This window comes from Bacillus cereus group sp. MYBK220-1, from assembly GCF_051916445.1.
Taxonomy (GTDB): Bacteria; Bacillota; Bacilli; order Bacillales; family Bacillaceae_G; genus Bacillus_A; species Bacillus_A cereus.
In genome coordinates this window covers 846,447-872,727 of record NZ_JBQAGQ010000002.1, presented here as the reverse complement: position 1 = coordinate 872,727, position 26,281 = coordinate 846,447, and the positions used below count along the sequence as shown (strand labels likewise).

Sequence of the window (26,281 nt, the reverse complement as noted above, 5' to 3'; positions counted from 1 at the left end):
TTATGAATAAATGAGGAGGATCACGATGGAACACAACATTTTACAAGTCATTGCATTAGCAGAAAAACTAAAATATGAAATGCGACATAGCTGGCTTTCCAACGGACGTCAAGAAAGTGTTGCCGAACATACATGGCGTATGTCTCTAATGGCCATTTTAGTTGAACCTTATTTGGATCAAAAAGTAAATATTGAGAAATTACTTAAAATGGTTATTATTCACGACCTAGTCGAAGCCGAAGCTGGTGATATCCCTGCATTTGATACAATGAATAGTCATGAATTACAGCTACAAAAACAAAAAAATGAACTAGAAGCTATTTTAAATATTAAACAAACATTAACAGGTTCTCTCGGTGAGGAATTATATGACTTATGGATAGAGTTTGAAGCGAAAGAAACGTACGAAGCAAAAGTTGCTAATGCACTCGATAAACTTGAGGTGAAAATCCAGCATAACGAAGCTGATATTGATACGTGGCTACCAATTGAACATAAAATGACGTTCCAAGTAGCAAAGCATACAAACTTTGATTCTTTCCTATCTAAATTACAAAAAATTATTGAACAAGATGGAGAAAAGAAGTTAATTGCTGCCGGCATTGATGTTGAGGCATGCAAGCAATAATGAAATAAGACACTCAACAAGAGTGTCTTATTTCATTATTGTTGATATAGCCTGCTTATAAATAAGCTGTTGTTTTCCATCCACTAAGATTAAAACTGTAAATTTATCCACTCCAACAATTTCTCCTACTATTCTAACGCCACTCTTTAAGAAAATTGTAACTGTACCTTTTTCTTCTTTTATTTGTTTATACAATTCTTCCTGTAAATGTTCCAATTACTTTCCTCTCCTTCCTGTGAAACATCTTAATATAAAAAACTATAAATTTTATTTATGCACTTTGTCTTTTATGTTCATAAACTTATTAATAAGTATATCTAAATCACGACTAAATAACAAAACTTTATCATGATCCAATCCGTGTCTCGCAACAAGTTGAATTAACTCTTTCTTTTTGTTTTCTATTTTATTTTTTAATTGTCCCATCTCCATCTCTATACTAAAACTCCCTTTTCCCATAATATTACTTGTAAAATTATAGTACATATTCTCTCATAAAAAAATAAGAAAATGGTTTTTTTTACAATTTTTTATTTTTTATGCCTAAATTATGAATTACGTAAAGGTTTATTTACAAATCACTAACATGCAATCCTAATGAATCTACAGGCATTTGTCTAATTATAAATGAGACTGGCTCGTTTTCTATACAAAAAACATACTGTATATAGTAGTCCATGAACCATATAGATTAACTTACTAAAAAGGAGGAAAACATATGAGTTATGGTGGAAGTTGCGCTGGTTTCGGCGGTGGATTTGCTTTGCTTATCGTACTATTCATCCTTCTAATCATCATCGGATGTAGCTGTTGGGGTGGCGGCGGATACGGATATTAATATATCCTATCCTTGAAAAATGAACGAAAAACTATAGAAAAACAGCTCAAATATGAGCTGTTTTTTTCATACTTTCGTATGAATTTACATCCCTCTTATTTGCGATTTCAACTAGCAACATATTGTTTACTATGGAATAAGAAACATTTTTACTAAGGGGGATTACAATGATTAGAGGTCTTTACGAAGCACATTTACCTGTCCGCAACTTAAAAGTATCAATACCTTTTTATGAATCACTAGGGCTAAAATTATATAAAAGAGGAGATAATATTGCTTTCTTTTGGATTAAAGAAAATGAGAGTTGGCTCGGCCTTTGGGAAGGCACAGAATACAAAGTGAATTATCACCCCTCTTTACGACATATCGCCTTTCAAGTAAGTTTACATGATTTAGAAAATGCGATTCATTGGCTAAATCAAAAAGGAATTTCAGCACGAAAAGACTTTGGAATGGAACCAATTGAACCGATTGTTTTTCCGGAATTAGCACATGCAGCCGTATACTTTAACGACCCTGATGGAAATAGTTTAGAATTGATTGCACAATTACCTGTTGGACTTTCTACAGCGGAAAAAGTGTATTTAAGTGAGTGGAAAGAACAAATTCAAACATCGTCATTACATAGGGAGTAATCTATTTATGTCGGTTTCTTATTCCACACTTCTTAAAACAAATAAAAACTTCAATAAACTATTTTATGGGCAAACATTAAGTGTACTTGGGGATTGGTTTCATACTGTAGCTTTATTAACATTTGTCTACAGCATAACGGAATCGCCGTTTATGATCGCACTTACTTTTATAAGTAAAAGTTTACCACAGCTTCTTCTTAGTCCATTCATAGGCGGAATTGTAGATCGTTTCTCTAAAAAGAATATTATGATTTTTACCGATATTACACGGGGAATTCTAGTCCTTACATACTTACTCGCAGGCTATAAAATTGAGATTATTTTCATTGCTAATATATGTTTATCTGTACTTGCTTGTTTATTTGGACCGGCTAAACAAGCAACCCTAAAAAATATCGTACACCAAAATCATTTCGTAACTGCTAACTCTCTTTCTAGTACAATTAATGGTTTTATGTCTATTATGGGGGCTTCTTTGGGCGGAGTAATTGCACAATCTTTACATATTGAGTTCGCTTTTTTAGTAAATAGCCTATCATACTTTCTTTCCGCCTATTTTATTTATAATATGAGTATTCCTGCTCATGATACTTGTAACAAGAACAAAGCATTTTTCACTGATATAAAAGGTGGTTATACATACATATTACAAACAAAAATCATTTTAACATTAATTCTTGTCGGCATTTCATGGGGGATTATTGGAGGCGCTTATCAACTACTTCTAACGATCTATGCCGAAAAAATTTTCCATACGAACATTGGGATTTTATATACGGTTCAAGGGGCTGGGCTTATGATAGGAAGCCTTCTCGTTAATCTTTATATATCCCATAATAAAGAAAAAATGAAAAAAGTATTCGGTTGGGCCTACTTATTACAAGGAATTTTCTTTCTCGGATTCATTCTATCCGATCAACTTATTATCGGTATCATTACTTTATTCTGTATGCGTATAGCAGGAGGAATTATCGTTCCACTTGATACGACATTACTTCAAACTTACACACACGAAAATATGATAGGTAAAGTTTTTTCATTCCATTATTCTATTTACGGATCTCTTATTCAGTTATCGATGTTTTTTACAGGAGGGCTGTTAGAAATTCTTTCTCCTCAAATGATTGGCTGTTTATTAGCTACATGCTGTATTTTTGTAAGTTTTATATGGCTGTTCTTGTTTTACCGCGGGGATCTCAGTGAATAATTTAATGATAATCAATACATTTTGATCCCACTCATTATTTGTTTCCCCATAATAAAATTGTTTAAAAATACAAGTCAGATTTTTTAGTTAAAGAGCCTTATATGGCAACACTATTTGAGAAAAAACTAGATATTTATGTTAAAATACAAATAAGTTTGTGAAATATTGCACTTAAATAATAGACTTTAACTAGTTAAACTTGATTAAATAGGAGGGCTGTTTTGGGTATCACATTCATTTTCATATGTATTATATTAGTGGCTTCTATTTTGCAAGCAAGTACAGGTTTTGGCTTTTCCATAATGGCAACCCCTTTCTTACTTATGTTATTTCTACCACAAGAAGCTATACAAATAAATATTATTTTATCTTTAATTATCTCCATTTCACTCATTTGGAAAATAAGAATGGACGTTGATTTTGTTCTACTGAAAAGGTTTATTTTTGGAAGTATAGTTGGTGTTCCTTTTGGCATTTTAATTTTCATTTCCGTTAACATAAACACTTTTAAATTAGCAGTTAGCATCCTACTCTTACTATTAACATTGTTGCTAATATGCAACGTTAAGGTTAGATCAACACAATCTAGAGATTTCATAGTTGGCGGATTATCTGGTCTTTTAACGACAAGTATCGGTATGCCAGGTCCTCCCCTGTTACTTTATTTTACAGGAACTAATACTGAAAAAGAGAAGTTAAGAGCAACTACATTAGCTTTTTATCTGTTTATATATTTCATTAGTCTAGTAACCCAAATACTCTTTACTGGCACAAACAAAACCATTTGGGAATCAAGTTTTTATGCCATTCCAATTGTATTTTTAGGTTTGTTTATAGGTCAAATTATTTTCAAATGGCTTAATCAACGAATTTTTAAAATATTTACGTATATTCTTTTAAGTTGTACAGGGGGTTATCTTCTTATTGAAAGTTTGAACTTGTTATAGAAGATGCCTTAGATTGTGCCATAACAGATATGTTCAAACAAAATTATTGCTGTATTTTCCGGCAGGGTATTCCATATCAAAACTTAAATAACTTTATTGACAGTTTACAATTAGCAATAATCTTTCTTTCATAAGATAAACATTTCAAATCAAATACTAAATAAAACGATAAACAGCGGCTATTATTCCGCTTTTACTTACTATTGGCATTTCATTCTCATTTTCTATCACTTTTGTAAAAAATTATTAATTTTTATTTCTATGTATATGATAACAAACAAAATACCTAAGTTCAGAAAGAATAAACAACTTTCTGGCCTTAGGTATTTCTCCTTCCCAAAAAGACAAACCTACATCACAGGTTTGCCTCTTTACTCACTTCTTATTTAATCCTTTTTCACTTAAGAACTCTTTCATATGCATTCTTTTTTCTTTAGACATAAACGAACTCATTGATTCCGTCCATGTTACATTTTTCTTGTTTGATGATCTTTCTTTATAATACGCGCTCATCGTTTCATCATATTCATTTAATAATTCATCATATTTCTTTTCATCATATCCATTTTCATGAAGGATTGCTGCTACTGGTAAACGTGGTTTCACTCCATGATCTTCATCTGGTACGCCGACTGTCATTCCGAATACAGGATATACTTTATCAGGTAAATGAAGCAGTTCACTCACTTCTCTCGGATTATTACGAATACCACCAATATAACAAATACCGTATCCTAGCGATTCTGCTGCTAGTGCTAAGTTTTGCGCAAAAAGCGAAGCATCTACCGTCGCAACGATAAAGTCTTCTACTCCCTCATGCTTTATCTCTGTACTATGTTTTTTACATGCAATTTCAAGTCGTTTTAAATCTGCACAACAAACAAAAAATGCTGCACAGTCCTTGACATGACGATTTCCGGATAGCTCTGCTAGTTTAGCCTTTAATTCCTGATCTGTTACATATATAACAGAATACGCCTGTACAAAATGTGATGAAGCTGCATGTTGCGCAGCGTGCACCATCTTTTCTACTACATCTTTCGGAATTGATTCTTCTTTATATTTACGAACTGAAACATGTTGCTCCATCTTATGTATGATCTCATTCATGAAAATCACTCCTTTTTTCTCTTCATAATGAAAAATTAACATATCTTTTTCAATTTTCACAACTTATAAGCACAAAAAGAGCAATTCTTTTTGAACTGCTCTTTTTTAAAACGTTTATCGATACGGTAAATGAAATTACACTTATCATATTACGCCGTTTTCAAAACTTTAATACCTTTTACGATATTCCAAATGAAGTAGTAAATTCCTACAAGAATGAACCCTGCATATGTGATAGCCATTCCAATTCCAGCACCGTCAGATTGATTGAAACCTAAACCGTACATACCTGATACTGCTAGTCCTCCAAATAAGATTGCGTATGGGAAAACATGTGACCAAAATGCTTTTTTCGCGTGATACTTCACTTCATCTTCTGCAACAAAGTACACGATAATTGGTAGTAAAAATGGTGCAAAAAAGATACTAAAGTAACATAACGAAGATAAAATATTATTTCCTTTCATCCGATTCACCTCTAAATAGTTTTTGTTACCTTCATTATGTCAGGAAATCATTCTAGAAACTATCGCTTTACCTTTCACGAACGTGACATATTTGTAAGATTTTCCTCAAACTAAATCCCGCCTGAGTTTCAGACGGGATCACTTTCACTATATTCGATTCATAAACCAATACTCTGTAATTGCTAAATATTCTCGTACATTCGATGGAATGATGATTGGTTTCGGTGTTTTTGCCGGAAGACCTTCTAATTGTAAACCTTGTTTGGCCGCTATTTTTTTCGCTCTAAACATGTGAAAATCGTTTGTTACGATCATACCTTTTTTCATATCGGCTGGAATTAACGGTTTTGAGAATGTAATATTCTCATCTGTACTCGTAGATTTGTCCTCCATTATAATGCGGTCTTCTGCAATATTTTGTTTTATTAGTCCTTGTTTCATTGCTAATGCTTCTGAAATGTCTTCGCCTTTTCCTTGTCCTCCAGATACGATAGCGATTGTTTTCTCATGTGATTTTAAATATTCAGCTGCTTTATCAATACGATATTGCAATGAATAAGATGGTTTCGTCCCATTTACTTTCGATCCTAGTACAATTATGTAATCAGCATCGTAGGTTGCATTCATATGCCCATGCTTATAAATGTGATATTGTAAAAAACCCGCATACACGGCGCAAATCATTATAACAACTAAAATGCCCTTCATTATTTTCTTCTTTCTCATATCCATATACTCCTATGTTCTTTGCTTCTTTCATGATAATATCCATTTATTTGTTTGTATACAGACAAATTCCAATTCAACCTAATTTATCCTCTAGAAAGTAATATTTATATTTCTTTCGGGAACAGTAAGTACAACTTTGCACGAAGGAGTGTCTCTATTGCTTCTCTTTTTATGTAACGTATCGTTCTTTTTTATTTTATTTTTACTATCACTTAAGATGCTCGGTAAATCAGCTTTAGCACAACTAACTCCTCATGATTTTGGTGCTATTATCTTTTTATCTTATTTAGCTTTTCAGGCCATACCAGTCTCTGGTGCTTTGCAAGCTTTTCTCGGTATGCTTGTAATTACATGTTTACATTTAATCCTTACAAAATTAAGCCTATTCAACAAACTAAATCGTTTTATTCTCGGGCACCCTATTATTTTAATTAAACATGGTGACATTATTTTTGAGAATTTACAAAAAAGTAGATATCCAATTGCTGAATTACTTTCTAACCTTCGCGTTGCAGGATATCCAAGTGTTCATGAAATTGAATACGCTATTTTAGAAGCGAACGGCGCTATTAGTATTTTACCAAAAAGAGAACTTGTACCATTAACTCCAAAAGATTTAAACATAGAAGTTAAGTATGCTGGATTACCAATTGCACTTATCGTCGATTCACAAATTCAATATGATAACTTAAAGTTAATACATAAAGATGAAAAATGGTTATATAAAGAATTAAAGGAAAAAGGAATTACAAATATTAAAAACGTTGCCTTTGCTTCTGTTCAAGAAACGGATGGATCTTTTGCGATTAGTTTAAAGGAATAAAAAATCCCCTTAATTGCTTAAGGGGATTTTCTTCATCATATCGCTTCTTTCTCTCCTGCCATATTTAATGGAACAGGATGTTTCATACGATTCATCGTAAATACGATAATCGCTGTCATTACTTCTGCAACTGGCATAACGAGCCAAATTCCGTTTATCCCAAATAATTTCGGCATAATCCATAACAATGGAATAATAAATAGTAATCCTCGGCTCATTATAATAAGTACTGATTTCTTCGTTTGTCGCACTGATTGGAAATACTCTCCATACACAATGTTATAACCTAAAAATACGTATTGGATAAAGAATAAGCTAATACCTGTTAAGGTTAACTCCAATAATTCTGGAGATTGAACATCAAATAAACCAATGATATATTTCCCGAAGAATAATCCGACAATTATCGCAATGCCTCCGAGGACAACTGCAATTTTCACAGCAAACTTCAATCCTTCACGAAGTCTCTCTGATAAATTTGCCCCATAATGGAAACTAGCAATTGGCTGTAATGCTGCTCCAACACCAAAGAATAATAGTAATGTCATTGCATGAATACTATTCACCATCGCATAGGAAGCTACTCCTACTTCTCCTGCATATTGGACGAATGCGATATTAAAACCAATCGTTACGATTGCAACCGTACTTTCTGCTGTAAAACTTGGGAAACCAATCACCATAATTTGTTTGACAGTATCCCATTCAAAATGGAATTTCGTCCACTTTAAAATACTACTTTTTCTAAAGAAATGAGTTAATAATACAAGGAAACCAATCGCTGCCGAAAGAATAGTCGCTGAAGCAGCACCTGTTACGCCCCATCCAAAGATAAAAATAAAGATATAGTCAAACACTATATTTAATACAGCTGTTACAACAAGACCAGCCATTGCTAAATTAGGATTTCCATCATTCCGTATGAATGTACTTAAAATATTTTCTAAAACGTATATCATTCCAAATGTTAATAATACGTGTAAATAGTCTAACGCATATGGTAGAATCACTTCATTTGCACCAAATAAGTATGCTAAATCTTCTATTCTCCATAAGCAAATCGCTGCTAAAATCCCTACGATAACAACTGCTACCGTCATGGATTGAGTAAAAATAGACCTTGCTCTTTCTCGTTTATTTTCGCCTAATGCAATGGAGTATAACGTTGCCCCGCCCATTCCGATCCATAATGAAATAGAGAAGAAAATCGAAAATGCTGGAATAGCCACGTTCACTCCTGCTAAACCGTTCGCCCCAACTCCTCTACTAATCATGACCGCGTCAATTACAATATTCACTGACATTAATACCATTCCAAGAACGGCTGGTATTAAATAAGAAATAAATAAGCTTTTTATCGGTTTTTCTCTTAATTTTTCTGTTGCTTCCATACTCTAATATGCTCCTTTTTTTCAACTCTCTTTTCTTAGTTTAAACCTTCAAGTAACTTGAAGGTCAAGAGAGAATTAAAAAAACAGGTAACTGACTTATACTAATGAATGTAAATTTGTAATCAATTCAAAAGTTTTCATCTTATTTTTTCACTACAGGAATTTGAATTTCTGTTACTTGCTCCTCTGGATTTTCTGTTACAGACCAATCAATCAATCCAATCTCAATCGAATCTCCATGTACTTCGTAACCTTCTTTATCAATGTATGTAAGTAACTCCTTGTACGTTGCATCTGTTTCTTCATACGGTCCATGATGATAAGAGCAAGCATATAAACCTTCTTTAATTTCATCTGAAGTATGCACTTCATACGGCATATAATCCAAAAGAATAAATACACTGCTATATGCTTGAAACTCATTTTGCATTAATCCTTTTTTCGCAACAGTTACACCAATATCTCCAGAAAATAAACTATCATCCATTTGCCTCATATTTTTTTGTAACGAATGAATGTAGTACTCAAACATATCATCCGTCGTATTTGGAGCAACCGCAATTGCTGTAATTTTTCGCTGCGGAATCTCTTTAATTACCATTTGTTCAGCTTTTGCTTTTGTTGCTTTCTTAATTAAATGAATTCTATGCTCCATTTTCGCCAAAGCATACTCAATTTCTCTTTGTTTCTTCAGCATCATCTCTTGTTGTTTTTCCAGTAAATTGAGTGCGTATGCTGGATTTCTTTCATCAATATATTTCTTAATTTCCTTTAACGGAATATTTAACTGGCGTAAAAATTTAATCGTATCTAACAGTGAAAATTGATCGATTGTATAATAACGATAATTCGTTTGAGGATCCACAATGGACGGATGAAAAATTCCTTTTTCATCATAATACCTTAATGTAGATTCTGCGATATTATGCATTTTCGCCATTTCTCCAATTGTAAAACGTTTATTTAATAACATCTTTTATTTCCTTCCATTTCTATTTATTTCATTATATGTTCATTTTCTCTTCAAAACAAAAAAGAATTCCCATACGAGAATTCTTTTTTACTATTAAACCTCTATTATTATAGGAAGAATCATCGGCTTTCGTTTTGTATTTGTATATATATACTTCCCTAACGCTTCTCTTACCTCCCTTTTCAAAATACCCCAGCTATTCACATTCTCTTTCTTTAAATTATTAATCGTAATAACAGCTAATTTATTTAATTCTCTTAGAAATTCTTCTGAATCACGGACATAGACAAATCCACGAGAAATAATATCTGGACCTGAAATTATTTCTCCATCCACTTTATTAAAAGTAATAACTATAACGAGCATTCCATCTTCTGAAAGTTGTTTACGATCACGTAATAATGCATTTCCAACATCTCCAATTCCTAATCCATCTACATATATATTTCCTGCCTGTATTCTTCTAGATTGAATTGCCACTTCATTACTTATATCTACAACATCTCCATTACGTACAATAAAGATATTTTCCTTTTCAATACCAATTGATTCTGCTAACAAACTATGGTGATGTAGCATTCTAAACTCTCCATGAATTGGAATAAAATATTTTGGCTTCATTAATGTAAGCATTAACTTCAACTCTTCTTGATATGCATGACCGGATACATGCACTCCAGTAGAACTACCTGATCCGTAAATCACCTTTGCTCCTAATGCAAATAAATTATCGATAATTCGAGAAACGTTACGTTCATTTCCTGGGATAGGGGTTGCGGCTATAATAACCGTATCTTCTGGTAAAATATCCACTTGTCTATAGTTTCCACTAGCTAAACGCGCTAAAGCTGCCATTGGTTCTCCTTGACTTCCTGTACAAAGTATTGCAACCTGCTTTGGATCTAAACGATTTACCTCATTTGCTTCAATCAACATACCTTCTGGAATATGTAAATAACCTTTCTCTAGAGCAACCTCTACTACATTTACCATACTTCTCCCTAGCAAAGCTAGTTTTCGATTTGTTTTTATACATGCTTCAACTATTTGCTGAACACGATTCACATTAGAAGCAAACGTAGAAATAACTACTTTTCTATTTGCTTTCATAAATATTTCCTCTATCCGTTCTCCTACTGACCTTTCTGATGGAGTAAAACCTGGGCGTTCTGCATTTGTGCTTTCAGATAATAAAGCTAGTACACCTTCACTTCCTATTTTAGCCATTTTATGAATATCAGGATGTTGATTATTTACTGGTGTTAAATCAAATTTAAAATCACCTGTATGTACTACAGTACCTTCTGGTGTATGAAAAACAATACCGAGACAATCCGGAATACTGTGGTTCGTTTTAAAAAAAGTTGCCTTAATAGAACCACAATCAATTTCTGATTCTGAATGAATAACGATTAATTCCGTATCATTTTGAAGATTGTGTTCCTTTAATTTAATTTCAATTAAACCTAACGTTAACTTTGTTGCATAGATTGGTACATTTAGCTGTTTTAAAAAATATGGTATTCCGCCAATATGGTCCTCATGCCCGTGCGTTACTATTAAACCGCGAATTTTTTCTTTATTTTCTTGCAAATATGTGACGTCTGGAATTATTAAATCAATCCCTAATAAACTTTCATCTGGAAATTTAGATCCACAATCAATGACGACAATATCATTTTCATATTGGATAGCATACATATTTTTTCCTATTTCATTTACTCCACCTAAAGCAACAATAGACAAGTTATTTTTTAATGCCTTCAAATTATAAATCCTCCCTTTCACAGTTATAGTTCGTGAAATAGTATGTAGAATTTATTATTTGTAATGGAAAAGGACTTCATACTATTTTATACATATAAAATTCACACACTACTCTTACACCTATATCCCAATAAGGCAGCTTCTTCCTCAAAAAGCTCCCATTTTTTCATTGATTTTTTATAAAATCTATTATATATTAATTACAGGTTCAAATTACGAGTTCAAAAGAACTTGTAATCAGACCCTTTTGTTTAATGGGTTTTACATATTTTCATTAGGCAAATTCCGAGAAATCGTATGATAAAATTAAAAATGACGAGGAGAGGATCAGATGGAATTCGAATTTTTCTTTCAAATTGCACTTATTTTATTAAGTACAAAGCTTGCTGGTGATCTTAGTGTTAGATTAGGTCAACCTTCTGTACTAGGTAAATTAATTGTCGGTATCGTTATCGGTCCAGCTGTATTAGGTTGGATTGAAAATTCAGAGCTTCTAACTCAATTAAGTAATGTCGGGGTTATTCTTTTAATGTTTATGGCTGGACTTGAAACAGACTTAGAAGAATTAAACGCAAATCGTAATTCTTCTTTAGCAGTTGCACTCGGAGGTATCATTCTTCCATTCGTAGGTGGTTACGTTTCCGGCCTTGTTATGGGAATGGAACAAGGAAACGCTGTATTCTTAGGATTACTTCTATGTGCGACAAGTGTTAGTATTTCCGTTCAAACACTTCGCGATTTAGGAAAGATGAAAACACGTGAAAGTACAACTATGCTAGGCGCAGCTGTATTTGATGACATTCTTGTTGTTATTTTATTAGCATTTGCAATGAGCTTCTTAGGTACTGATGATGTTAACTTAACAATGGTTATCTTGAAGAAAGTAGTATTCTTCGCTTCTATTATTTTAATCGGATGGAAAGGTGTTCCTGCGATTATGCGCTGGTTATCACCACTGCGCGTATCTGAGTCTATCGTGAGCGCGGCCCTTATCATCTGTTTCTCATTCGCATATTTCGGCGAATTATTAGGAATTGCTGGTATTATCGGTGCTTTCGCTGCTGGTATTGCAATTTCTCAAACAAACTACAAACATGAAGTAGAAAAGAAAGTAGAACCAATTGCTTACGCTATGTTCGTTCCAGTATTCTTCGTTAGTATCGGTATGAATATTACATTTGACGGTATCGGCAATCAAATTTGGTTCATCTTAGCATTAACTGTTATCGCTGTATTAACGAAATTAATCGGCTGTGGATTCGGTGCACGAATGACTGGATTTGACGCTAAGTCTTCTGCAATTATCGGTGCTGGAATGGTTTCTCGTGGTGAAGTTGCACTTATCATCGCAGGAACAGGACTTTCTTCAGGTCTATTGGCACAAGATTACTTTACAGCAATCGTTATTGTCGTTATTTTAACTACAATGATTACACCACCAATGTTAAAATACACTTTTGGTGCAAAAGATAAAGCAATGAAAGCAAGTAAATAAATTTACTATAATAAAAGGAGATTGCTATTTTATAAGATAGCAATCTCCTTTTTGTTTTATCTTTAAACAATCCCGTTCTTTTTTAACCATTTTTCAAAAATAATTCGTGCTTCATCATCATCAATATCATTCCCAAATGAATACACCATAATGCCATAATCATCTATATATTTACCTAGCTTCATTCCCTCCACTTTCTTATAAAAATCGTCTGCCTCATAGTGCGGAATATAAGCATCCCAAACTGGTTCATTTATTCTTTTGTACGCCATCACTTCTAAATCATATCCGTCTTCATAATATCCGATGTGATAATGTTTGTTCGGATCATATTTATCCATTAAAAGTCCCCTCCTACTAAACAAAAGCGAGCCTTATATTAAAGCTCGCTCCTCTCTCTATTTATTAAATACGTTCCATCGCCGTCTTCAACGTTCCAACAACGAAAGCAATCTCTTCACTTGAAATAACAAGAGGCGGCGCTAATGTTAAAACGTTATTATATCCTGCTGTTGTCATACCGTTTCGTCCTATAATTAAGCCCTTTTCTTTACAAGCATTTACAACACTTGCAATTTTGTCGTTATCAATTGGCTCTTTCGTCTCTTTATCATTTACTAATTCAATTCCAACTAATAGACCTTTTCCTCTAATATTCCCAACAAGCGGATGTTCCCCAATTTCATCTTTTAGTTGCTCTAATAAAAGGGAACCCATTTGCGCAGATCGCTCGATTAAATTTTCATTTTCCATAATCTCTAAGTTTTTAAGTGCTAATGCACAAGCTGCTGGATTTCCACCAAATGTATTAATATGGCGGAAGAATTCATATTCTCCTTTACCTTTAAAAGCCTCATATATTTCTTTTTTCACAGCTGTTGCAGATAATGGTAAATATGCGCTCGTAATACCTTTTGCCATTGTAATAATATCTGGCTTCACATCATAATTCATAAATCCGAATGCTTTTCCTGTACGTCCAAAACCGCAAATCACTTCATCACTAATAAGCAAGGCACCGTGTTTTTGACACGTCTCATGAACAGCTTTCATATAGTCTTGTGGTGGCATTAATATGCCCCCGCCTGTAATAATAGGTTCCATAATAAATGCAGCAATTGTTTCACTTAATTCCCACGTCATAACACGATCGACTTCTTTCACACATTCTACATCATAAATATGCTGCCCTTCAATTTCAGGCATACGGTAACAATCCGGTGGTGTTACATGTAAAAAACCTGAAGCAAACGGCTCATATTGATATCTACGCTGCGCTTGTCCCGTCGCTGCCATTGTCGCCATTGTATTCCCGTGATACCCACGGTAACGTGACATAAATTTATAACGATGTGGTTCACCTTTTTGAGCATAGTATTGTCTTGCTATTTTAAAAGCTGTTTCGTTCGCTTCTGAACCACTATTTGAGAAGAAAATAACATACTCTCCCCCAAGCCACTCATTTAACTTTTCAGCAAGCTTTATAGCTGGCTCATGGGATTGTGACATTGGAAAGTATGATAATGTTTGTAATTGCTTATAAGCCGCTTCTGCGAGCTCTTTTCTTCCATATCCACTATTGACACACCAAAGGCCACTCATACCATCTAAATATCTTTTTCCTTGTATATCTTCAACCCAGCACCCTTCAGCTTTTGCCCCTACCATTGTACTATTTGGACTAAAGGGACGCATTCCGTGCCAAACATATTGCTCATCTTTTGCTAATAATTCATCAGTTTGCTTCGTTTTCATCATTACTTCCACCTTCCATAACAACTTATTTTTCACAAAAGCTGCGCTGGTACCATGATGACTTAAATTTCTCCCTGCTATTTTCATTCCACAAAATTAAGACAAATCCTACTTACAAATCAGTAATATTTACAAGAAAATGACAAAAGAAAAAAGAGCTTTTCTTATCTATCGAAAAGCTCCTCTTTTATTTAATGTGAAGACGCATCGCTAATACCGTGACCAGTATTAGATTTCACGAGAATTTCATCAAATTTCGCTGCATCTTCTTTCTTACTAGATAAAACAGTTCCTAAATATGCTGCAAGAAATCCGAGCGGAATTGAAATAATTCCTGGTGTCGTATATGGGAATAACGCTTCCCCAACAAAAATAGCTTTTCCAGCTACAGGGTTCCAAACATTCGGACTCAACGCTACGAGAACAATAGCTGATACGAGACCTACAATCATACCAGAAATAGCACCCGTTGTATTAAAACGCTTCCAATATATTGTAAATAAAATCACTGGTAGATTTGCACTCGCTGCAACTGCAAATGCTAATGATACTAAAAATGCTACGTTTAATGTTTGGGCAAATAATGCAAGTATGATAGATAGTATCGCTACTCCAATAGATGCATAACGAGCCATGGATACTTGCTCTTTTTCCGTTGATTTTCCTTTACGAATGATTTCATTATAAAAATCATGAGCGAATGCTGATGCTGCTGTTAATACAAGACCTGCCACTACAGCCAAAATCGTTGCAAAAGCAATTGCTGATACGAAAGCAAATAAGAAGTCTCCACCTAACGCTTTGGCTAATAAAGGTGCCGCCATATTACCAGCTGGGTTTGCTTTAATAATTGCTTCATTTCCTACAAACGCTGCCGCACCAAATCCTAAGAAAATCGTCATAATATAAAATGCACCAATTAACCACGTCGCATATACGACAGATTGACGTGCAGTTTTTGCATCACGTACTGTAAAAAAGCGGACAAGTATATGTGGTAATCCAGCTGTACCAAGTACTAGTCCTAAATTTAAAGAAAGTGTATCAAGACCATCCTTATACTTTACACCTGGATTTAAAAATGAATCTTTTAAAGGTGTAGCTGTTTTCATTTGAGCGAACATTTCAGTCACGCTGAAGTTGAATTTTGCGAAAACGATAACAGAAATAATAAACGTACCAGCCATAAGTAATACAGCCTTTACGATTTGTACCCAGCTCGTTGCTGTCATACCTCCAAAAATAACATACACCGTCATAAGTGTTCCAACGATTAATACAGATGTCGTATATTCAATCCCTAATAATAATTTAATAAGTGCACCCGCGCCAACTAATTGTGCAATCATATAAAAGATAGAAATCGTCATCGTATTAAGAGCTGCAACTCCGCGAACTTTTTTCGCATCAAAGCGTGCTGCAATCATATCCGCCAAAGTGTACTTTCCTAAATTTCTAAGCGGTTCTGCAACAAGATATAGTACAACTAGATAAGCAACTAAAAAACCGATACTATAAAAGAATCCATCAAACCCAGTTAATGCGATTGCTCCAGCTATACCGAGAAATGAAGCAGCAGACATGTAATCTCCAGCAATGGCCAGACCATTTTGCCAACCAGTTAATCCCCCTCCAGCCGTATAAAATTCACTCGCATTTTTCGTTTTTTTCGATGCAAAATAGGTTATGACGAGCGTACCAAGAACAATAATTAAAAATAGTGCAAATGCAGTAGTATTCAAGTTCAGCCCCTCCCTTTTTGCATATCTTGCAGAATTTTTCGGGAGATTTCATCAAATGATTCTGCTTTTTTGCTATAAATCATACATAGTGCCCATGTCATGATAAATTGGGAAAAAGCAAATACCCACGCCCATGTAACGTCTCCAAATGCAGGTGTATTAAGCACCTTTGAATACGATGTTAGAATAGGTAATGCGATAAAAAAACTAAAAAAGAAAATACTCATTGGAATGATAAACTTCTTTTTCGTATTTAATAACAATTGAAATTCTTCCGACTGAACGACCTCTGTATAATTCACCTCATTTTGCAACTTACGTGCTGACGTATCGTCTCGTTTCATTAACCGATCCCCTCTCTTACTTGAAATACACTTCCCCCTTGCATACCTAAAGACTAAATCTTATAAATATTCAGAAACTTATATTCATTTTAGACAATCCATGCATTCATGCAAAGATTTTTTGATAGACATTTTTCGGCAATTTCCCCTAAATTTTTAATATACTTTTTCAAAATAAAGTGACACTTTACTTATTTATCCTCATTAAGACAAAAGCAGTGCTTAACGCACTACTTTTGTCTTTTTTTCCTTTTCTAAATTACGAGCCGTTTCGCTTAGCTCAACATCTTTTCCGTCTTTCAGTGTTCCAAATATAAAATCGAATACTGGATTTGAAACACCAAACCAAAACTTTTCATTTTTATAATGGTGTAATATATGTTGTTTTTTTAGCCATCTTCCAAACTTAGTGACAGGACGAATCGGTCTATGAGCAATATAATGTTTCCATTCGTAAACGAGCAGCATAATAATCATTCCGATTCCAAATGAAAGTGTAATAGTAACACTTTTTGTAATACCATATGCTATAAGTAAATATATAGTAAAACTAGGTATACTAAACCATACAGGTAAAAACAAAAGTTTTAAATCATCTGGATATACGTGGTGATCATAATGCAATCTTCTTAACATTTTTAATAGAAATGTGTTTTTAGGTGGCTTTATATGGAATAAAAAACGATGTGTCATATATTCATTAAGTGTATAGAAAACAATCCCAAACATACATGCTAACATGCCAAACCACGTAAAAAATTGCATTTTTAAAATAATAATGAAAACAAATAGAATGCTATACATAATAACGATATCATGTTGTAAAAAGAACTCTTTCCCCACTTTCTTCATCTTGTTTCCCCCTTTTCCCAAAAAACAGCCGCAACATATCGTTACGACTATTTCTTTTCTATTCTTATTCTATTCACTTTACAAATTTGCCTGCTGTTCTATTGTCGAGAAAAAATTGTTTGGTCCAAATATATTTTGCTTCGGAATAATATGTTCCACTGCAAACACTGTTACTTCTCCTCTTTGCACTTCTCCAATAATGAGCCCAAATATTTCATGATTTACTGCAAACGTCGGTTGCTTTGTTTGTAACAATCTTGCAGCATTATGAAATACCGCTTCATATAGTGGATTTCTATCAGTAATTTCTTTTCGGATTTTTGGCGCTAACGTAATTATAATTTCTTTTCCTTCAATAGTGGTTCGATACATAAAAATCTCCCCTTCAATCTTATGTGAACAACTGTAAAGCTTTGTATGCAAAATGTATAGAGTAACCTACTAAAATAATACCTGCTCCGGCTGTTATGTAGCCAAGCGCTTTTGGTTTTAATAAAGTTCTTCCAAAATGTACAGAAAAAGCAATATTTAAATTCCATAAAATAATACCAACAATAATGCAAAGACTGTACAAAAAAGCTTCTTGTTTCGTTACCTTCGTAAGTAATGAGCTAAGTGTACTTCCGTATATACCAAACCAAAAAACAAGATTTAATGGATTGGATATCGCAATTAAAAATCCTGCCATAAACGATTGCTTAAGGCCACCTACCTCTTCTTTTTTATATTCCATATTCGAGTCGAAAATTCCTTGTTTTACACTTTGAAATCCTAAATAAAATAACAAGAAAAAACCCGTGCAATACATGAAGGCTTGTACATATGTATACATAAACACAGAAGATAAACCGAAATAAATGAGAAGCATAAATAAAACATCTGCAGTCATTCCACCAATTCCAACAACCCAAGCGTGCCAAAACCCACGTTCAATTCCTCGTTTTAACATTTCAATATTAATCGGCCCTACTGGCGCAGCTAATGATATACCTAATACGATTTGCTGTATAATTGCTCCAAACATCGCTCTATCCTTTCTACTCTCTTTACTACTAGTTAATGATGTAATTTGAAAAAATAGACTAGCTTTCATAATAAAATACCCTTTTTTATCCAAAATATACAAAAGAGCCATCTAGGTGATGGCTCTTACTTTTCTATCCTATGAAGAAAAGGACATTTCCCTTTTATTGGCTCTACATCGTCTCCTATGAAATATTGTTTCCATTCATGATGTTCCGGGTCACCATAATGACTAATATTAGGATGTTTCGGCAATTGATCCCACTTTTCAACTCGCTCACGGACCATTTGTCTTGAATATGCTCCTTTAGGACGATCTCCCTCTAATCCATCAAAAATAGTGCGTGGCTGAAACCCAATAACGAGAGAATTCCCTAAATGTCTAGTTTTTCGTTGTTTATAAGCTGGCGCATTTCCAAATGCGAATATTGGCTCACCACCAAATGAAAATTCCCATAAATAATGGTCTGGATCTTCAGGAATTTGCTTTGGCCATGCTTGATTATCGTTTTCATGTAAATACTGTAACACTTTCCAAAAGGAATCACGGTAATATTCGAGTGGCTGTTCTTCACATTCCGGTTCTACAAAAAGGAAAAAGCCCCTTCTTACAATCGGCCTCTCTTTCATTAACTCTAAAAAAGATAACATTGTATGTGGCAAATGACTCCAATCATTATGAGAAAGAAATGAATAACGAAGTTCATTCTTTTTCAAAGCTGTTAAACCGAAATAACATGGAAAAGTTGGTTCTAACACAACATTTGAAAAAATCTCAAATTCTTTTGCAACCCAATCCGGTATGTCGGTTCTCGTTCTCATTCCTTCATTATCTAATAAGTAAGACTTATTCATTCTTTCACCTCATTATGTATAGCATTCAATTAAGAATATTACATACTCGGCCTGTCCTATACCTATTTAAAAATTTGACTGAAAAATTATTTAAAAATACAAAAAAATAAAATCGCTTACTTGACTAAATTCTCCCAATTCGTGTATATTTAAATTAATCATTTAGCAGAATATTCAAGAATATAGCATTTTTAGTTTATATTATTTTTTAAAATGAATTTCACTAAATGAAAATAGTAAACGCTTTTAGGAGGAATTGTAACATGCAAGGAAAAGTAAAATGGTTTAACAACGAAAAAGGTTTTGGATTTATCGAAATGGAAGGCGCTGACGATGTATTCGTACATTTCTCTGCTATTCAAGGCGACGGCTACAAAGCTTTAGAAGAAGGTCAAGAAGTATCTTTCGACATTACTGAAGGTAACCGCGGACCTCAAGCTGCTAACGTAGTAAAACTTTAATCCAACATATAACAGGAGGTTACCTTACTTGGTAACCTCCTTTGTTATTCCTTTGTATATTTCCGTTTTACAGAGCAAAAACTATGTGAAATGCGCACTATACAAAGGAGGAATTATTAATGGGATCAGAAGTAAATGATTTTGAAGAAGTGAAATTCCGTGTAGAAACAGCACAAAAAATGGTAGGATCAGCAACAATTTCAATGGATCCAGATACATTAGAGCATGCTACTACTGCTGTAGAAGCAGCTCGCTCTCAGCTTGAAATTATGAAATCTGTTGCGACTGATTTAGATGAACCATTTTTAATGAATGAGGAAAAGAAATTAAATAAATGTGAGCATCAACTAAACGAAGCAAGACACTAAAAAACATCCAGAGAATTTTCTCTGGATGTTTTTCATGACAACTGGTCCCCATACTTTTTCAATGTTTCTCCAACTGTACATTGCCTTATACAAAATGAATGAGCGTAATACTTACTATTTGTCTTTCGATTATGTTCTCGCAAAAAACATCCTTCACAATACGTTTCTAATAAGTCATTTACCTCTGTAATGAGTTGCTTTTTATCCACCTTTGCACCTCTCTATTCAGTTATTTCTTTATGACTATCAATAACTGTTCCTTCCAATGCTTGCGTAGCTAATTGATGTGCTTCTTTATTTTGTTTTCTAGATATCGGCTCACATATAAGTTTTAATTTCATTTGCTTCGCCTTTTGTTCAATTTGATCTAAATAATGATTTAAATGTTCATCATAACAAGGCCATTCTCCGGCTAATTGCTGCAGTACCACTTGTGAGTCTCCGCGAAGTGTAACTGCTTCATACTTAATCCCTAGTTCCTCGAGTATATTCATACCGTATAATAATGATGCATATTCCGCTTCATTATTATCATATATACCTTCTATATATGCATTGCAGCGAATGCGGTAGTTTGTATTTCCTTTTTTATAATACACACATATACCAACGCCAGCTTCTTTCGTTTGCACATCATACCCACCATCAAAATAAACGAGTATTTCTTGGGGCTCTTCCTCTACTTGCTTACTTAACTTTTTCATCTCTTTTAATGACCATTCTGCGTCCATTTCATCATAAAATGAGAATTCTTTTACTCTTCCTGTTTTCTCAAAATCCTCTGCAAATTGAAGTACTTCTTCTATGCTCATATACTCTGTTGTTAATTCCGTCTGCAACCCGCGCTTCGTTTTATACAACCAATGAATTTTATATTTCATACTACATTCCCCTCATATAAGACTTCTTATATGTAGCCAGCTAATGAAAGCCTCACTTTATTTTATTATATTTTATCTAGAGTCACAGCATAATATTCAATATGATTACATACAAAAAGAGCTATCCCATAGGAATAGCTCTTTCATCTATTACATAAATCTTTCAAATTGTACTCGCTTATTAATCCAGTACATTACAGGCATACCGATCGCCATTACTACGAATTCACCTGCTGCACATGTTAACCAAGTCCACATAAATGGTAGATCAAATGCAAGATGAAGTTCAATTGCAATCATAAACATTGTAATCGTAAAGATAACTGTATTAAAAATCATACGAGCCCAAACACCTTTAATAAACCGCATAGAAATAATCGTTGCAACTAATGCAAGAATAGATTGACCTACTCCAAATACTAAATCATAAGCGATCATAGGTGAGAAAAAGAGATTCGTTAAAAATACACCTAATACAATTCCGTAAATTGCTTTCTTGTTAAATACAACGAGATGATTAAACATCTCTGAAATACGAAACTGTACATTCGTAAAGCCAAATGGCTGAATAAGCATAGAAACAGCAATATATAATGCCGCTAAAATACCATTACCGACTAATGTTCTAATATTCATGACAAAATCTCCTTAGTTTTTTTACGTGGGATGGTTTCGAACCACGTTATTCGTTTTTTAGGCAACAAGATTATATTTTACGTGGTAGCCCCTCTTTCGTCAATAGATTCCTATCGTGAACTACCTTTTTTCTTTTAGACAACGTATAATAAAACATATGAAAGATTTAGGAGGTTTCACTTCATGACAGCAACAATTCAAAATGAAAAAGTGATCGTTTCCATTTCTGACAAAGGTGCAGAATTACAGAGCGTTCGCTTAAAAGAAGACAACATAGAATATTTATGGCAAGGTGATTCTACTTATTGGGGACGCCGTGCACCAATTTTGTTCCCAATTGTCGGTCGATTAGTAGATAATACATACTACGTAGACGGTAAACCATATTCATTAACACAACACGGTTTCGCCCGTGATCTTACTTTCTCTGTGAAAGAACAAAGCGAAACAAAGATCACTTATACCGTTACTAGTAATGAAGAAACATTAAAAAAATACCCATACGAATTCGAATTACTTGTTTCTTATGAGCTAGATGGACAAAGTGTTCATGTAACATATGAAGTAAACAATCCTACTTCAAAAGAGATGTTCTTCTCAATTGGAGCACACCCTGGATTCAACTTCCCTTTATTGGACGGTGAATCATTTACAGATTATCACTTATCGTTTAATGGTTTGGAACGCTTAGAAACAAGCGTATTAGAAGGACCTTATCTTTCAAACAAAAAGCAATTAATCGCTGAAAATACGACTGAATTGCCACTTACATATGATTTATTCAAAAATGATGCGCTTATTTTTGAACATATGAATACGAATGAAATTTCGATTCGTTCTCATAAACATAATAAATTTGTAAAAGTAGAATTTGATGGATTTCCCTTTGTCGGCGTATGGACACCAGGGAATAACGCACCTTTCTTATGTATTGAACCTTGGTATGGAATCGCTGATGAAGTAAATCCAGCAAAAGATTTCAAGGACAAAAAGGGAATTCAATCTTTACAAGCGAATGAAACATTTACATGTCGTTACAGCATCACAATCGGATAACTACTCTATCCCCTACTTCAAAAAAATATTTAAGTAGGGGATAATCTTATAATTTGGAGGTTTCTCATTTTGATTGAAGTATATATTGATGGTGCATCAAAAGGAAATCCTGGTCCTTCTGGTGCAGGAGTGTTTATTAAAGGCGTTCAGCCACCTGTACAATTATCAGTACCACTTGGAACAATGTCCAATCATGAAGCAGAATACCGCGCTTTACTTCTAGCATTAAAATATTGCATCGAGCATAATTATAGCACTGTCTCTTTTCGTACAGATTCGCAGCTTGTTGAGCGGGCTGTTGAAAAGGAATACGCAAAAAATAAAATATTTGCACCTCTTTTAGATGAAGCACTGCAGTACATAAAAAACTTCGATCTCTTTTTTATTAAGTGGATTCCAAGTAGTCAAAATAAAGTAGCTGATGAATTAGCTAGAAAAGCTATCTTACAAAATTAACGGGGGTATGAGTGTGAAAAAAGAGTGGATTGCTCCTCTTGCTTTATTATTTGTCTCTTTTATTTGGGGAGCTACGTTTGTTGTCGTTCAAAACGCTATGTCTTTCGTTGGTCCATTTACGTTTAATGGTATTCGCTTTTTATTCGCTGGAATTATTTTATTATTCGTTCAAATTATTTTCTCACAGAAAACTTCAAAACAAGAATTAAAACATAGTAGTTTAGCTGGATTAATGGTTGGGTTCTTCTTATTTGTCGGCTATTTATTACAAACATTTGGCTTACTCTATACAACTTCTTCAAAAGCAGGTTTCTTAACTGGGCTAAGCATTGTTATGGTCCCAATCTTATCATTTATCTTTTTAAAACAAAAAGCCACCATTTTCATCGTACTTGGTATTGCTGTAGCTACAACAGGTTTGTACTTATTAACAGCTGCTGATTCTTTCCAATTAAATATAGGAGATATACTTGTTCTTGGTTGTGCAGTCGCTTTCGCTGCCCATATTCTTATTAACGGCTTCTTTTCTAAAAAAATATCACCTTTATTATTAAGCACATCTCAAGTATTAGCTGTTGGTATATTTTCTTCTATTTGCGCTTTTTTGTTTGAAGATTGGGAAAAGTTATTTTCAGTATCACTATGGACGAATCAATCCTTTTTATTCGCACTCTTTCTAACTGCCCTGTTTGCAACATCTATTGCTTTTTTCATTCAAACATCGGCACAAAAACACACTTCTCCAACGAGGGTAGCAATTATTTTCGCAATGGAGCCCGTTTTTGCTGCATTAACAGGCGTTCTCGTTGCAAATGAACAACTTTCTATTTCTGCTATTATCGGATGTCTATGTATTTTTCTAGGCATGATTTTTGTTGAATTACCTTCCAAAACAAAAAAAGAAGCGCAGGCTGCGTGAAGTTACGCTTGTAACTTCCGCATAAAAGCCTTAGCGCTTTTTTTATCTGTAATTTCTTCCTCTTTCAATCGTTCTAATAACGCAACGAAATAACTACCATCAAACTGCAATTGATGTTTAATTGTGGCTTCTATTGCTGCGTTCACAATCCCATCAGATGCACCAGTATATCCTTGTCCAAACATAATAAACCCTTGTGCTTCCTCTGATAATTTAAATCCTTTCGTATGTAAGAATGAAAGATAATCTTCTACTGTTTGCATGTTATTCCCACCTACTCAAAAATTCTCCATCTCCTATCATACATGTTTTTACACGCTATGAGAATGAAATTTCTTTGACAACTTTGTAAATCAATCTTCTACTTCGCTTACAATGGAGGATTTTCTAACAATCTGAAGGAATATGTACAGTGGAACTTATTTCATATTAAAGGGGAGACACGATGAAACAAGCACTATTAATTATCGACGCTCAGCAAGAATTAATTGATGGAAATGAGCAAGAAAATGAAGTTTTTCGTAAAACTGAGCTATTATCTACACTAAATATAGCCCTGCAGAAAGCAATAGATTCAAATGCCCTTATTGTTTTCGTAAGAGATATCGATGTTGCTTCTGGTAGTGGCGAAGGATTTGAAGTACATAATCAAATTCAAATACCTCAGTCTGCAATCTTTATTAATAAAGCAGCAACCAATTCATTCTACGGCACTTCTTTACTTGAACTTTTAAAAGAAGAAAACATTAATCATATTGTTATAGGCGGATGTAAAACAGAACATTGCATTGACACTGCAGTTAGAGCAGCAACTGTACAAGGATTTGACGTTACATTAATTAAAAACGGTCATTCAACAACTGATTCTAATGTATTGTCTGCAGAACAAATTATTGGTCATCACAATAAAACTTTACACGGTCATTATAACGTTGATCATTTTTCTATGGTGAGAGATATCGAGGAAGACCTCTTTCAGCCGACTCATGATCAATATCGTGATTAGCGAAAAAGAATCCTTCATTCAGAAGGATTCTTTTTCACCCAAAAATTTGTGCTGCAATGCTATATAACTCATTATTCCTTTTTAATAATTGACCGCTATTTTTCATCATAATTGGTGGTGTATTCACCTTTTTAAAACCAGCAATCTCTAATACTTTCATGAAATCTTTCTTTCCTTCTAGTACATCAATTCTTAATTTACCATTATGCCCTTTTGCTAAATCATGTACAATTCTCATTGCCATCTCATCATTTTTAGCAACAACCGGCCCTATTATCTTATTTTCTGGTGTTTGTATGCTTAAACCGTAACCTAATACATTTTGTTCCTTGTCCCTTACAACGATACACTGTTCACTTTGCATAATTCTTTTCTTTAAAAACTCTTTTCTATTTGTTCCAAACGCATATTCATCTATTTTTATTATTTTTTCTAAATCACCCTCTTCATAATTCATCACATAATCTTCATTTCTTACACAATAATCTTTCGCATTGTATGAGTTACATATGTATTTAGAAACATAGCTTACTTCCCTGAATCCTAACTTTTCGTATAAAGGCTTTCCCTCATCCGTAGCAATCAACATAATGGGAGTATGAGCTAGTACACTCTTAATACATGAATCTGTTATCATCTTTCCAATTCCTCTTCCCTTATAATCTGGATGTACAATTACCATTCCGATAGATGCTAACGCCTCCCCATATAATATTATTGCTGCGCTAGCAATAAGTTCCTTTCGCTCATTCCATACACCGTATACAATACCTGCGTTAAAAATTGTTTCAACTTCTTCTCTGTTATAATCCCAACCAATATAAGAAGATAATGCTACAATGTCCTCTATTTTTTCTTGCCTAAGACGTTCCACGCTAATTTCCAATTCAATCATACTCCATCCCCTTATCTAGACA

The 26,281-nt window shown here is 33.9% G+C and carries 34 protein-coding genes and 1 riboswitch; of the genes, 13 read left to right on the top strand and 21 right to left on the bottom strand.

The genetic code is table 11. The features are described 5' to 3' along the window. Positions 1-25 precede the first annotated feature (25 nt). Positions 26-628: an HD domain-containing protein gene (locus ACTFRU_RS11440; protein ID WP_000400766.1), complete on the top strand. Its 603-nt coding sequence runs from the start codon at positions 26-28 to the stop codon at positions 626-628. 27 nt (positions 629-655) lie between these two features. Here the strand turns inward: ACTFRU_RS11440 and hfq are convergent, their stop codons facing one another. Beyond that, a complete protein-coding gene (hfq, locus tag ACTFRU_RS11435) occupies positions 656-844 on the bottom strand; it encodes an RNA chaperone Hfq (protein WP_025688342.1) in 189 nt (62 codons plus the stop codon). Between the two features lie 51 nt (positions 845-895). Beyond that, positions 896-1,114, bottom strand: coding sequence for an aspartyl-phosphate phosphatase Spo0E family protein (locus ACTFRU_RS11430; RefSeq protein WP_000291688.1), 219 nt, complete (start codon positions 1,112-1,114; stop codon positions 896-898). Positions 1,115-1,346: 232 nt separating this feature from the next. On the opposite strand from ACTFRU_RS11430, the gene ACTFRU_RS11425 reads away from it, so the two are divergent. From ACTFRU_RS11425 to ACTFRU_RS11410, 4 genes are all read left to right on the top strand, one after another. After that, positions 1,347-1,466: a YjcZ family sporulation protein gene (locus tag ACTFRU_RS11425; protein WP_000120179.1), complete on the top strand. Its 120-nt coding sequence runs from the start codon at positions 1,347-1,349 to the stop codon at positions 1,464-1,466. 167 nt (positions 1,467-1,633) lie between these two features. Continuing rightward, on the top strand, positions 1,634-2,101 hold the full coding sequence (locus ACTFRU_RS11420) for a VOC family protein (RefSeq protein ID WP_137074112.1): 468 nt from the start codon (positions 1,634-1,636) through the stop codon (positions 2,099-2,101). Positions 2,102-2,108: 7 nt separating this feature from the next. Beyond that, positions 2,109-3,308 carry an MFS transporter gene (locus tag ACTFRU_RS11415; protein ID WP_137074111.1) on the top strand — a complete coding sequence of 400 codons (1,200 nt, stop codon included), beginning with the start codon at positions 2,109-2,111 and terminating at the stop codon, positions 3,306-3,308. A 221-nt stretch (positions 3,309-3,529) separates the two neighbouring features. Beyond that, positions 3,530-4,255 carry a sulfite exporter TauE/SafE family protein gene (locus tag ACTFRU_RS11410; protein WP_000513085.1) on the top strand — a complete coding sequence of 242 codons (726 nt, stop codon included), beginning with the start codon at positions 3,530-3,532 and terminating at the stop codon, positions 4,253-4,255. A 375-nt stretch (positions 4,256-4,630) separates the two neighbouring features. Here the strand turns inward: ACTFRU_RS11410 and nfsA are convergent, their stop codons facing one another. The 3 genes from nfsA to ACTFRU_RS11395 form a co-directional block, all read right to left on the bottom strand. Continuing rightward, complete coding sequence (gene nfsA / locus ACTFRU_RS11405; RefSeq protein WP_016122206.1) at positions 4,631-5,365, bottom strand: oxygen-insensitive NADPH nitroreductase; 735 nt, start codon at positions 5,363-5,365, stop codon at positions 4,631-4,633. A 149-nt stretch (positions 5,366-5,514) separates the two neighbouring features. Beyond that, positions 5,515-5,832, bottom strand: a complete 318-nt coding sequence (locus tag ACTFRU_RS11400; RefSeq protein ID WP_016124336.1) for a DUF4870 domain-containing protein — start codon at positions 5,830-5,832, stop codon at positions 5,515-5,517. Between the two features lie 147 nt (positions 5,833-5,979). Continuing rightward, positions 5,980-6,516 carry a YdcF family protein gene (locus ACTFRU_RS11395; RefSeq protein WP_440037694.1) on the bottom strand — a complete coding sequence of 179 codons (537 nt, stop codon included), beginning with the start codon at positions 6,514-6,516 and terminating at the stop codon, positions 5,980-5,982. 202 nt (positions 6,517-6,718) lie between these two features. On the opposite strand from ACTFRU_RS11395, the gene ACTFRU_RS11390 reads away from it, so the two are divergent. Next, positions 6,719-7,384 (top strand): DUF421 domain-containing protein, encoded by a 666-nt coding sequence (locus ACTFRU_RS11390; protein ID WP_000923927.1) that lies wholly within the window; start codon positions 6,719-6,721, stop codon positions 7,382-7,384. A gap of 35 nt (positions 7,385-7,419) precedes the next feature. Here ACTFRU_RS11390 and ACTFRU_RS11385 read toward each other — a convergent pair whose 3' ends face one another. From ACTFRU_RS11385 to ACTFRU_RS11375, 3 genes are all read right to left on the bottom strand, one after another. Beyond that, positions 7,420-8,775 (bottom strand): MATE family efflux transporter, encoded by a 1,356-nt coding sequence (locus ACTFRU_RS11385; protein WP_000388389.1) that lies wholly within the window; start codon positions 8,773-8,775, stop codon positions 7,420-7,422. Positions 8,776-8,917: 142 nt separating this feature from the next. Continuing rightward, positions 8,918-9,748 (bottom strand): MerR family transcriptional regulator, encoded by an 831-nt coding sequence (locus ACTFRU_RS11380; RefSeq protein ID WP_000925935.1) that lies wholly within the window; start codon positions 9,746-9,748, stop codon positions 8,918-8,920. Positions 9,749-9,841: 93 nt separating this feature from the next. Next, positions 9,842-11,515, bottom strand: a complete 1,674-nt coding sequence (locus ACTFRU_RS11375; protein ID WP_000645621.1) for a ribonuclease J — start codon at positions 11,513-11,515, stop codon at positions 9,842-9,844. Between the two features lie 331 nt (positions 11,516-11,846). Here ACTFRU_RS11375 and ACTFRU_RS11370 point away from each other — a divergent pair, with 331 nt between their 5' ends. After that, the gene (locus ACTFRU_RS11370; RefSeq protein ID WP_000393901.1) at positions 11,847-13,010 is read left to right on the top strand and encodes a cation:proton antiporter; all 1,164 of its coding nucleotides are present in this window, start codon (positions 11,847-11,849) and stop codon (positions 13,008-13,010) included. A gap of 62 nt (positions 13,011-13,072) precedes the next feature. On the opposite strand, the gene ACTFRU_RS11365 is transcribed toward ACTFRU_RS11370, so the two are convergent. From ACTFRU_RS11365 to ACTFRU_RS11330, 8 genes are all read right to left on the bottom strand, one after another. Further along, on the bottom strand, positions 13,073-13,351 hold the full coding sequence (locus tag ACTFRU_RS11365; protein ID WP_025688352.1) for a DUF3986 family protein: 279 nt from the start codon (positions 13,349-13,351) through the stop codon (positions 13,073-13,075). Positions 13,352-13,415: 64 nt separating this feature from the next. Then, the gene (locus ACTFRU_RS11360; protein WP_000850962.1) at positions 13,416-14,765 is read right to left on the bottom strand and encodes an aspartate aminotransferase family protein; all 1,350 of its coding nucleotides are present in this window, start codon (positions 14,763-14,765) and stop codon (positions 13,416-13,418) included. Between the two features lie 191 nt (positions 14,766-14,956). Then, on the bottom strand, positions 14,957-16,507 hold the full coding sequence (locus tag ACTFRU_RS11355) for a solute symporter family protein (RefSeq protein WP_001098239.1): 1,551 nt from the start codon (positions 16,505-16,507) through the stop codon (positions 14,957-14,959). 2 nt (positions 16,508-16,509) lie between these two features. After that, the gene (locus tag ACTFRU_RS11350; protein ID WP_000817366.1) at positions 16,510-16,851 is read right to left on the bottom strand and encodes a DUF485 domain-containing protein; all 342 of its coding nucleotides are present in this window, start codon (positions 16,849-16,851) and stop codon (positions 16,510-16,512) included. A gap of 222 nt (positions 16,852-17,073) precedes the next feature. After that, on the bottom strand, positions 17,074-17,703 hold the full coding sequence (locus ACTFRU_RS11345) for a sterol desaturase family protein (RefSeq protein ID WP_000755401.1): 630 nt from the start codon (positions 17,701-17,703) through the stop codon (positions 17,074-17,076). 78 nt (positions 17,704-17,781) lie between these two features. Next, complete coding sequence (locus ACTFRU_RS11340; RefSeq protein WP_440037648.1) at positions 17,782-18,075, bottom strand: cytoplasmic protein; 294 nt, start codon at positions 18,073-18,075, stop codon at positions 17,782-17,784. A 19-nt stretch (positions 18,076-18,094) separates the two neighbouring features. Next, positions 18,095-18,838: a LysE family transporter gene (locus ACTFRU_RS11335; protein ID WP_001196841.1), complete on the bottom strand. Its 744-nt coding sequence runs from the start codon at positions 18,836-18,838 to the stop codon at positions 18,095-18,097. Between the two features lie 14 nt (positions 18,839-18,852). Next, positions 18,853-19,581: a YqcI/YcgG family protein gene (locus ACTFRU_RS11330; protein ID WP_086411365.1), complete on the bottom strand. Its 729-nt coding sequence runs from the start codon at positions 19,579-19,581 to the stop codon at positions 18,853-18,855. Between the two features lie 263 nt (positions 19,582-19,844). Between ACTFRU_RS11330 and cspB the strand changes: the two genes are divergently transcribed. Both cspB and ACTFRU_RS11320 read left to right on the top strand, forming a co-directional pair. Next, a complete protein-coding gene (gene cspB, locus ACTFRU_RS11325; RefSeq protein WP_001161731.1) occupies positions 19,845-20,042 on the top strand; it encodes a cold shock-like protein CspB in 198 nt (65 codons plus the stop codon). A gap of 119 nt (positions 20,043-20,161) precedes the next feature. Further along, positions 20,162-20,410, top strand: a complete 249-nt coding sequence (locus ACTFRU_RS11320) for a DUF2564 family protein (protein WP_000534392.1) — start codon at positions 20,162-20,164, stop codon at positions 20,408-20,410. A gap of 32 nt (positions 20,411-20,442) precedes the next feature. On the opposite strand, the gene ACTFRU_RS11315 is transcribed toward ACTFRU_RS11320, so the two are convergent. From ACTFRU_RS11315 to ACTFRU_RS11305, 3 genes are all read right to left on the bottom strand, one after another. Next, a complete protein-coding gene (locus ACTFRU_RS11315; RefSeq protein WP_002023738.1) occupies positions 20,443-20,619 on the bottom strand; it encodes a zinc-finger domain-containing protein in 177 nt (58 codons plus the stop codon). Positions 20,620-20,631: 12 nt separating this feature from the next. Next, a complete protein-coding gene (locus ACTFRU_RS11310) occupies positions 20,632-21,291 on the bottom strand; it encodes a ribonuclease H family protein (RefSeq protein ID WP_440037647.1) in 660 nt (219 codons plus the stop codon). Between the two features lie 150 nt (positions 21,292-21,441). Then, positions 21,442-21,927 (bottom strand): QueT transporter family protein, encoded by a 486-nt coding sequence (locus ACTFRU_RS11305; protein WP_001026471.1) that lies wholly within the window; start codon positions 21,925-21,927, stop codon positions 21,442-21,444. A gap of 6 nt (positions 21,928-21,933) precedes the next feature. After that, positions 21,934-21,978: riboswitch (PreQ1 riboswitch) on the bottom strand. Between the two features lie 132 nt (positions 21,979-22,110). On the opposite strand from ACTFRU_RS11305, the gene ACTFRU_RS11300 reads away from it, so the two are divergent. The 3 genes from ACTFRU_RS11300 to ACTFRU_RS11290 all read left to right on the top strand — a co-directional run bounded on the left by ACTFRU_RS11300 (position 22,111) and on the right by ACTFRU_RS11290 (position 24,358). After that, on the top strand, positions 22,111-22,983 hold the full coding sequence (locus tag ACTFRU_RS11300; RefSeq protein ID WP_061113376.1) for an aldose 1-epimerase family protein: 873 nt from the start codon (positions 22,111-22,113) through the stop codon (positions 22,981-22,983). Between the two features lie 69 nt (positions 22,984-23,052). Then, entirely contained in the window at positions 23,053-23,439 is a 387-nt protein-coding gene (locus ACTFRU_RS11295; protein WP_000573880.1) for a reverse transcriptase-like protein, read from the top strand. A 13-nt stretch (positions 23,440-23,452) separates the two neighbouring features. Then, positions 23,453-24,358 (top strand): DMT family transporter, encoded by a 906-nt coding sequence (locus tag ACTFRU_RS11290; protein ID WP_140335646.1) that lies wholly within the window; start codon positions 23,453-23,455, stop codon positions 24,356-24,358. Between the two features lie 2 nt (positions 24,359-24,360). On the opposite strand, the gene ACTFRU_RS11285 is transcribed toward ACTFRU_RS11290, so the two are convergent. Continuing rightward, complete coding sequence (locus ACTFRU_RS11285) at positions 24,361-24,621, bottom strand: DUF6123 family protein (RefSeq protein WP_001195212.1); 261 nt, start codon at positions 24,619-24,621, stop codon at positions 24,361-24,363. A gap of 182 nt (positions 24,622-24,803) precedes the next feature. Here ACTFRU_RS11285 and ACTFRU_RS11280 point away from each other — a divergent pair, with 182 nt between their 5' ends. Continuing rightward, positions 24,804-25,364, top strand: a complete 561-nt coding sequence (locus ACTFRU_RS11280) for a cysteine hydrolase family protein (protein ID WP_016122201.1) — start codon at positions 24,804-24,806, stop codon at positions 25,362-25,364. Positions 25,365-25,398: 34 nt separating this feature from the next. Here the strand turns inward: ACTFRU_RS11280 and ACTFRU_RS11275 are convergent, their stop codons facing one another. Further along, positions 25,399-26,259, bottom strand: a complete 861-nt coding sequence (locus ACTFRU_RS11275) for a GNAT family N-acetyltransferase (protein WP_440037646.1) — start codon at positions 26,257-26,259, stop codon at positions 25,399-25,401. Positions 26,260-26,281 lie beyond the last annotated feature (22 nt).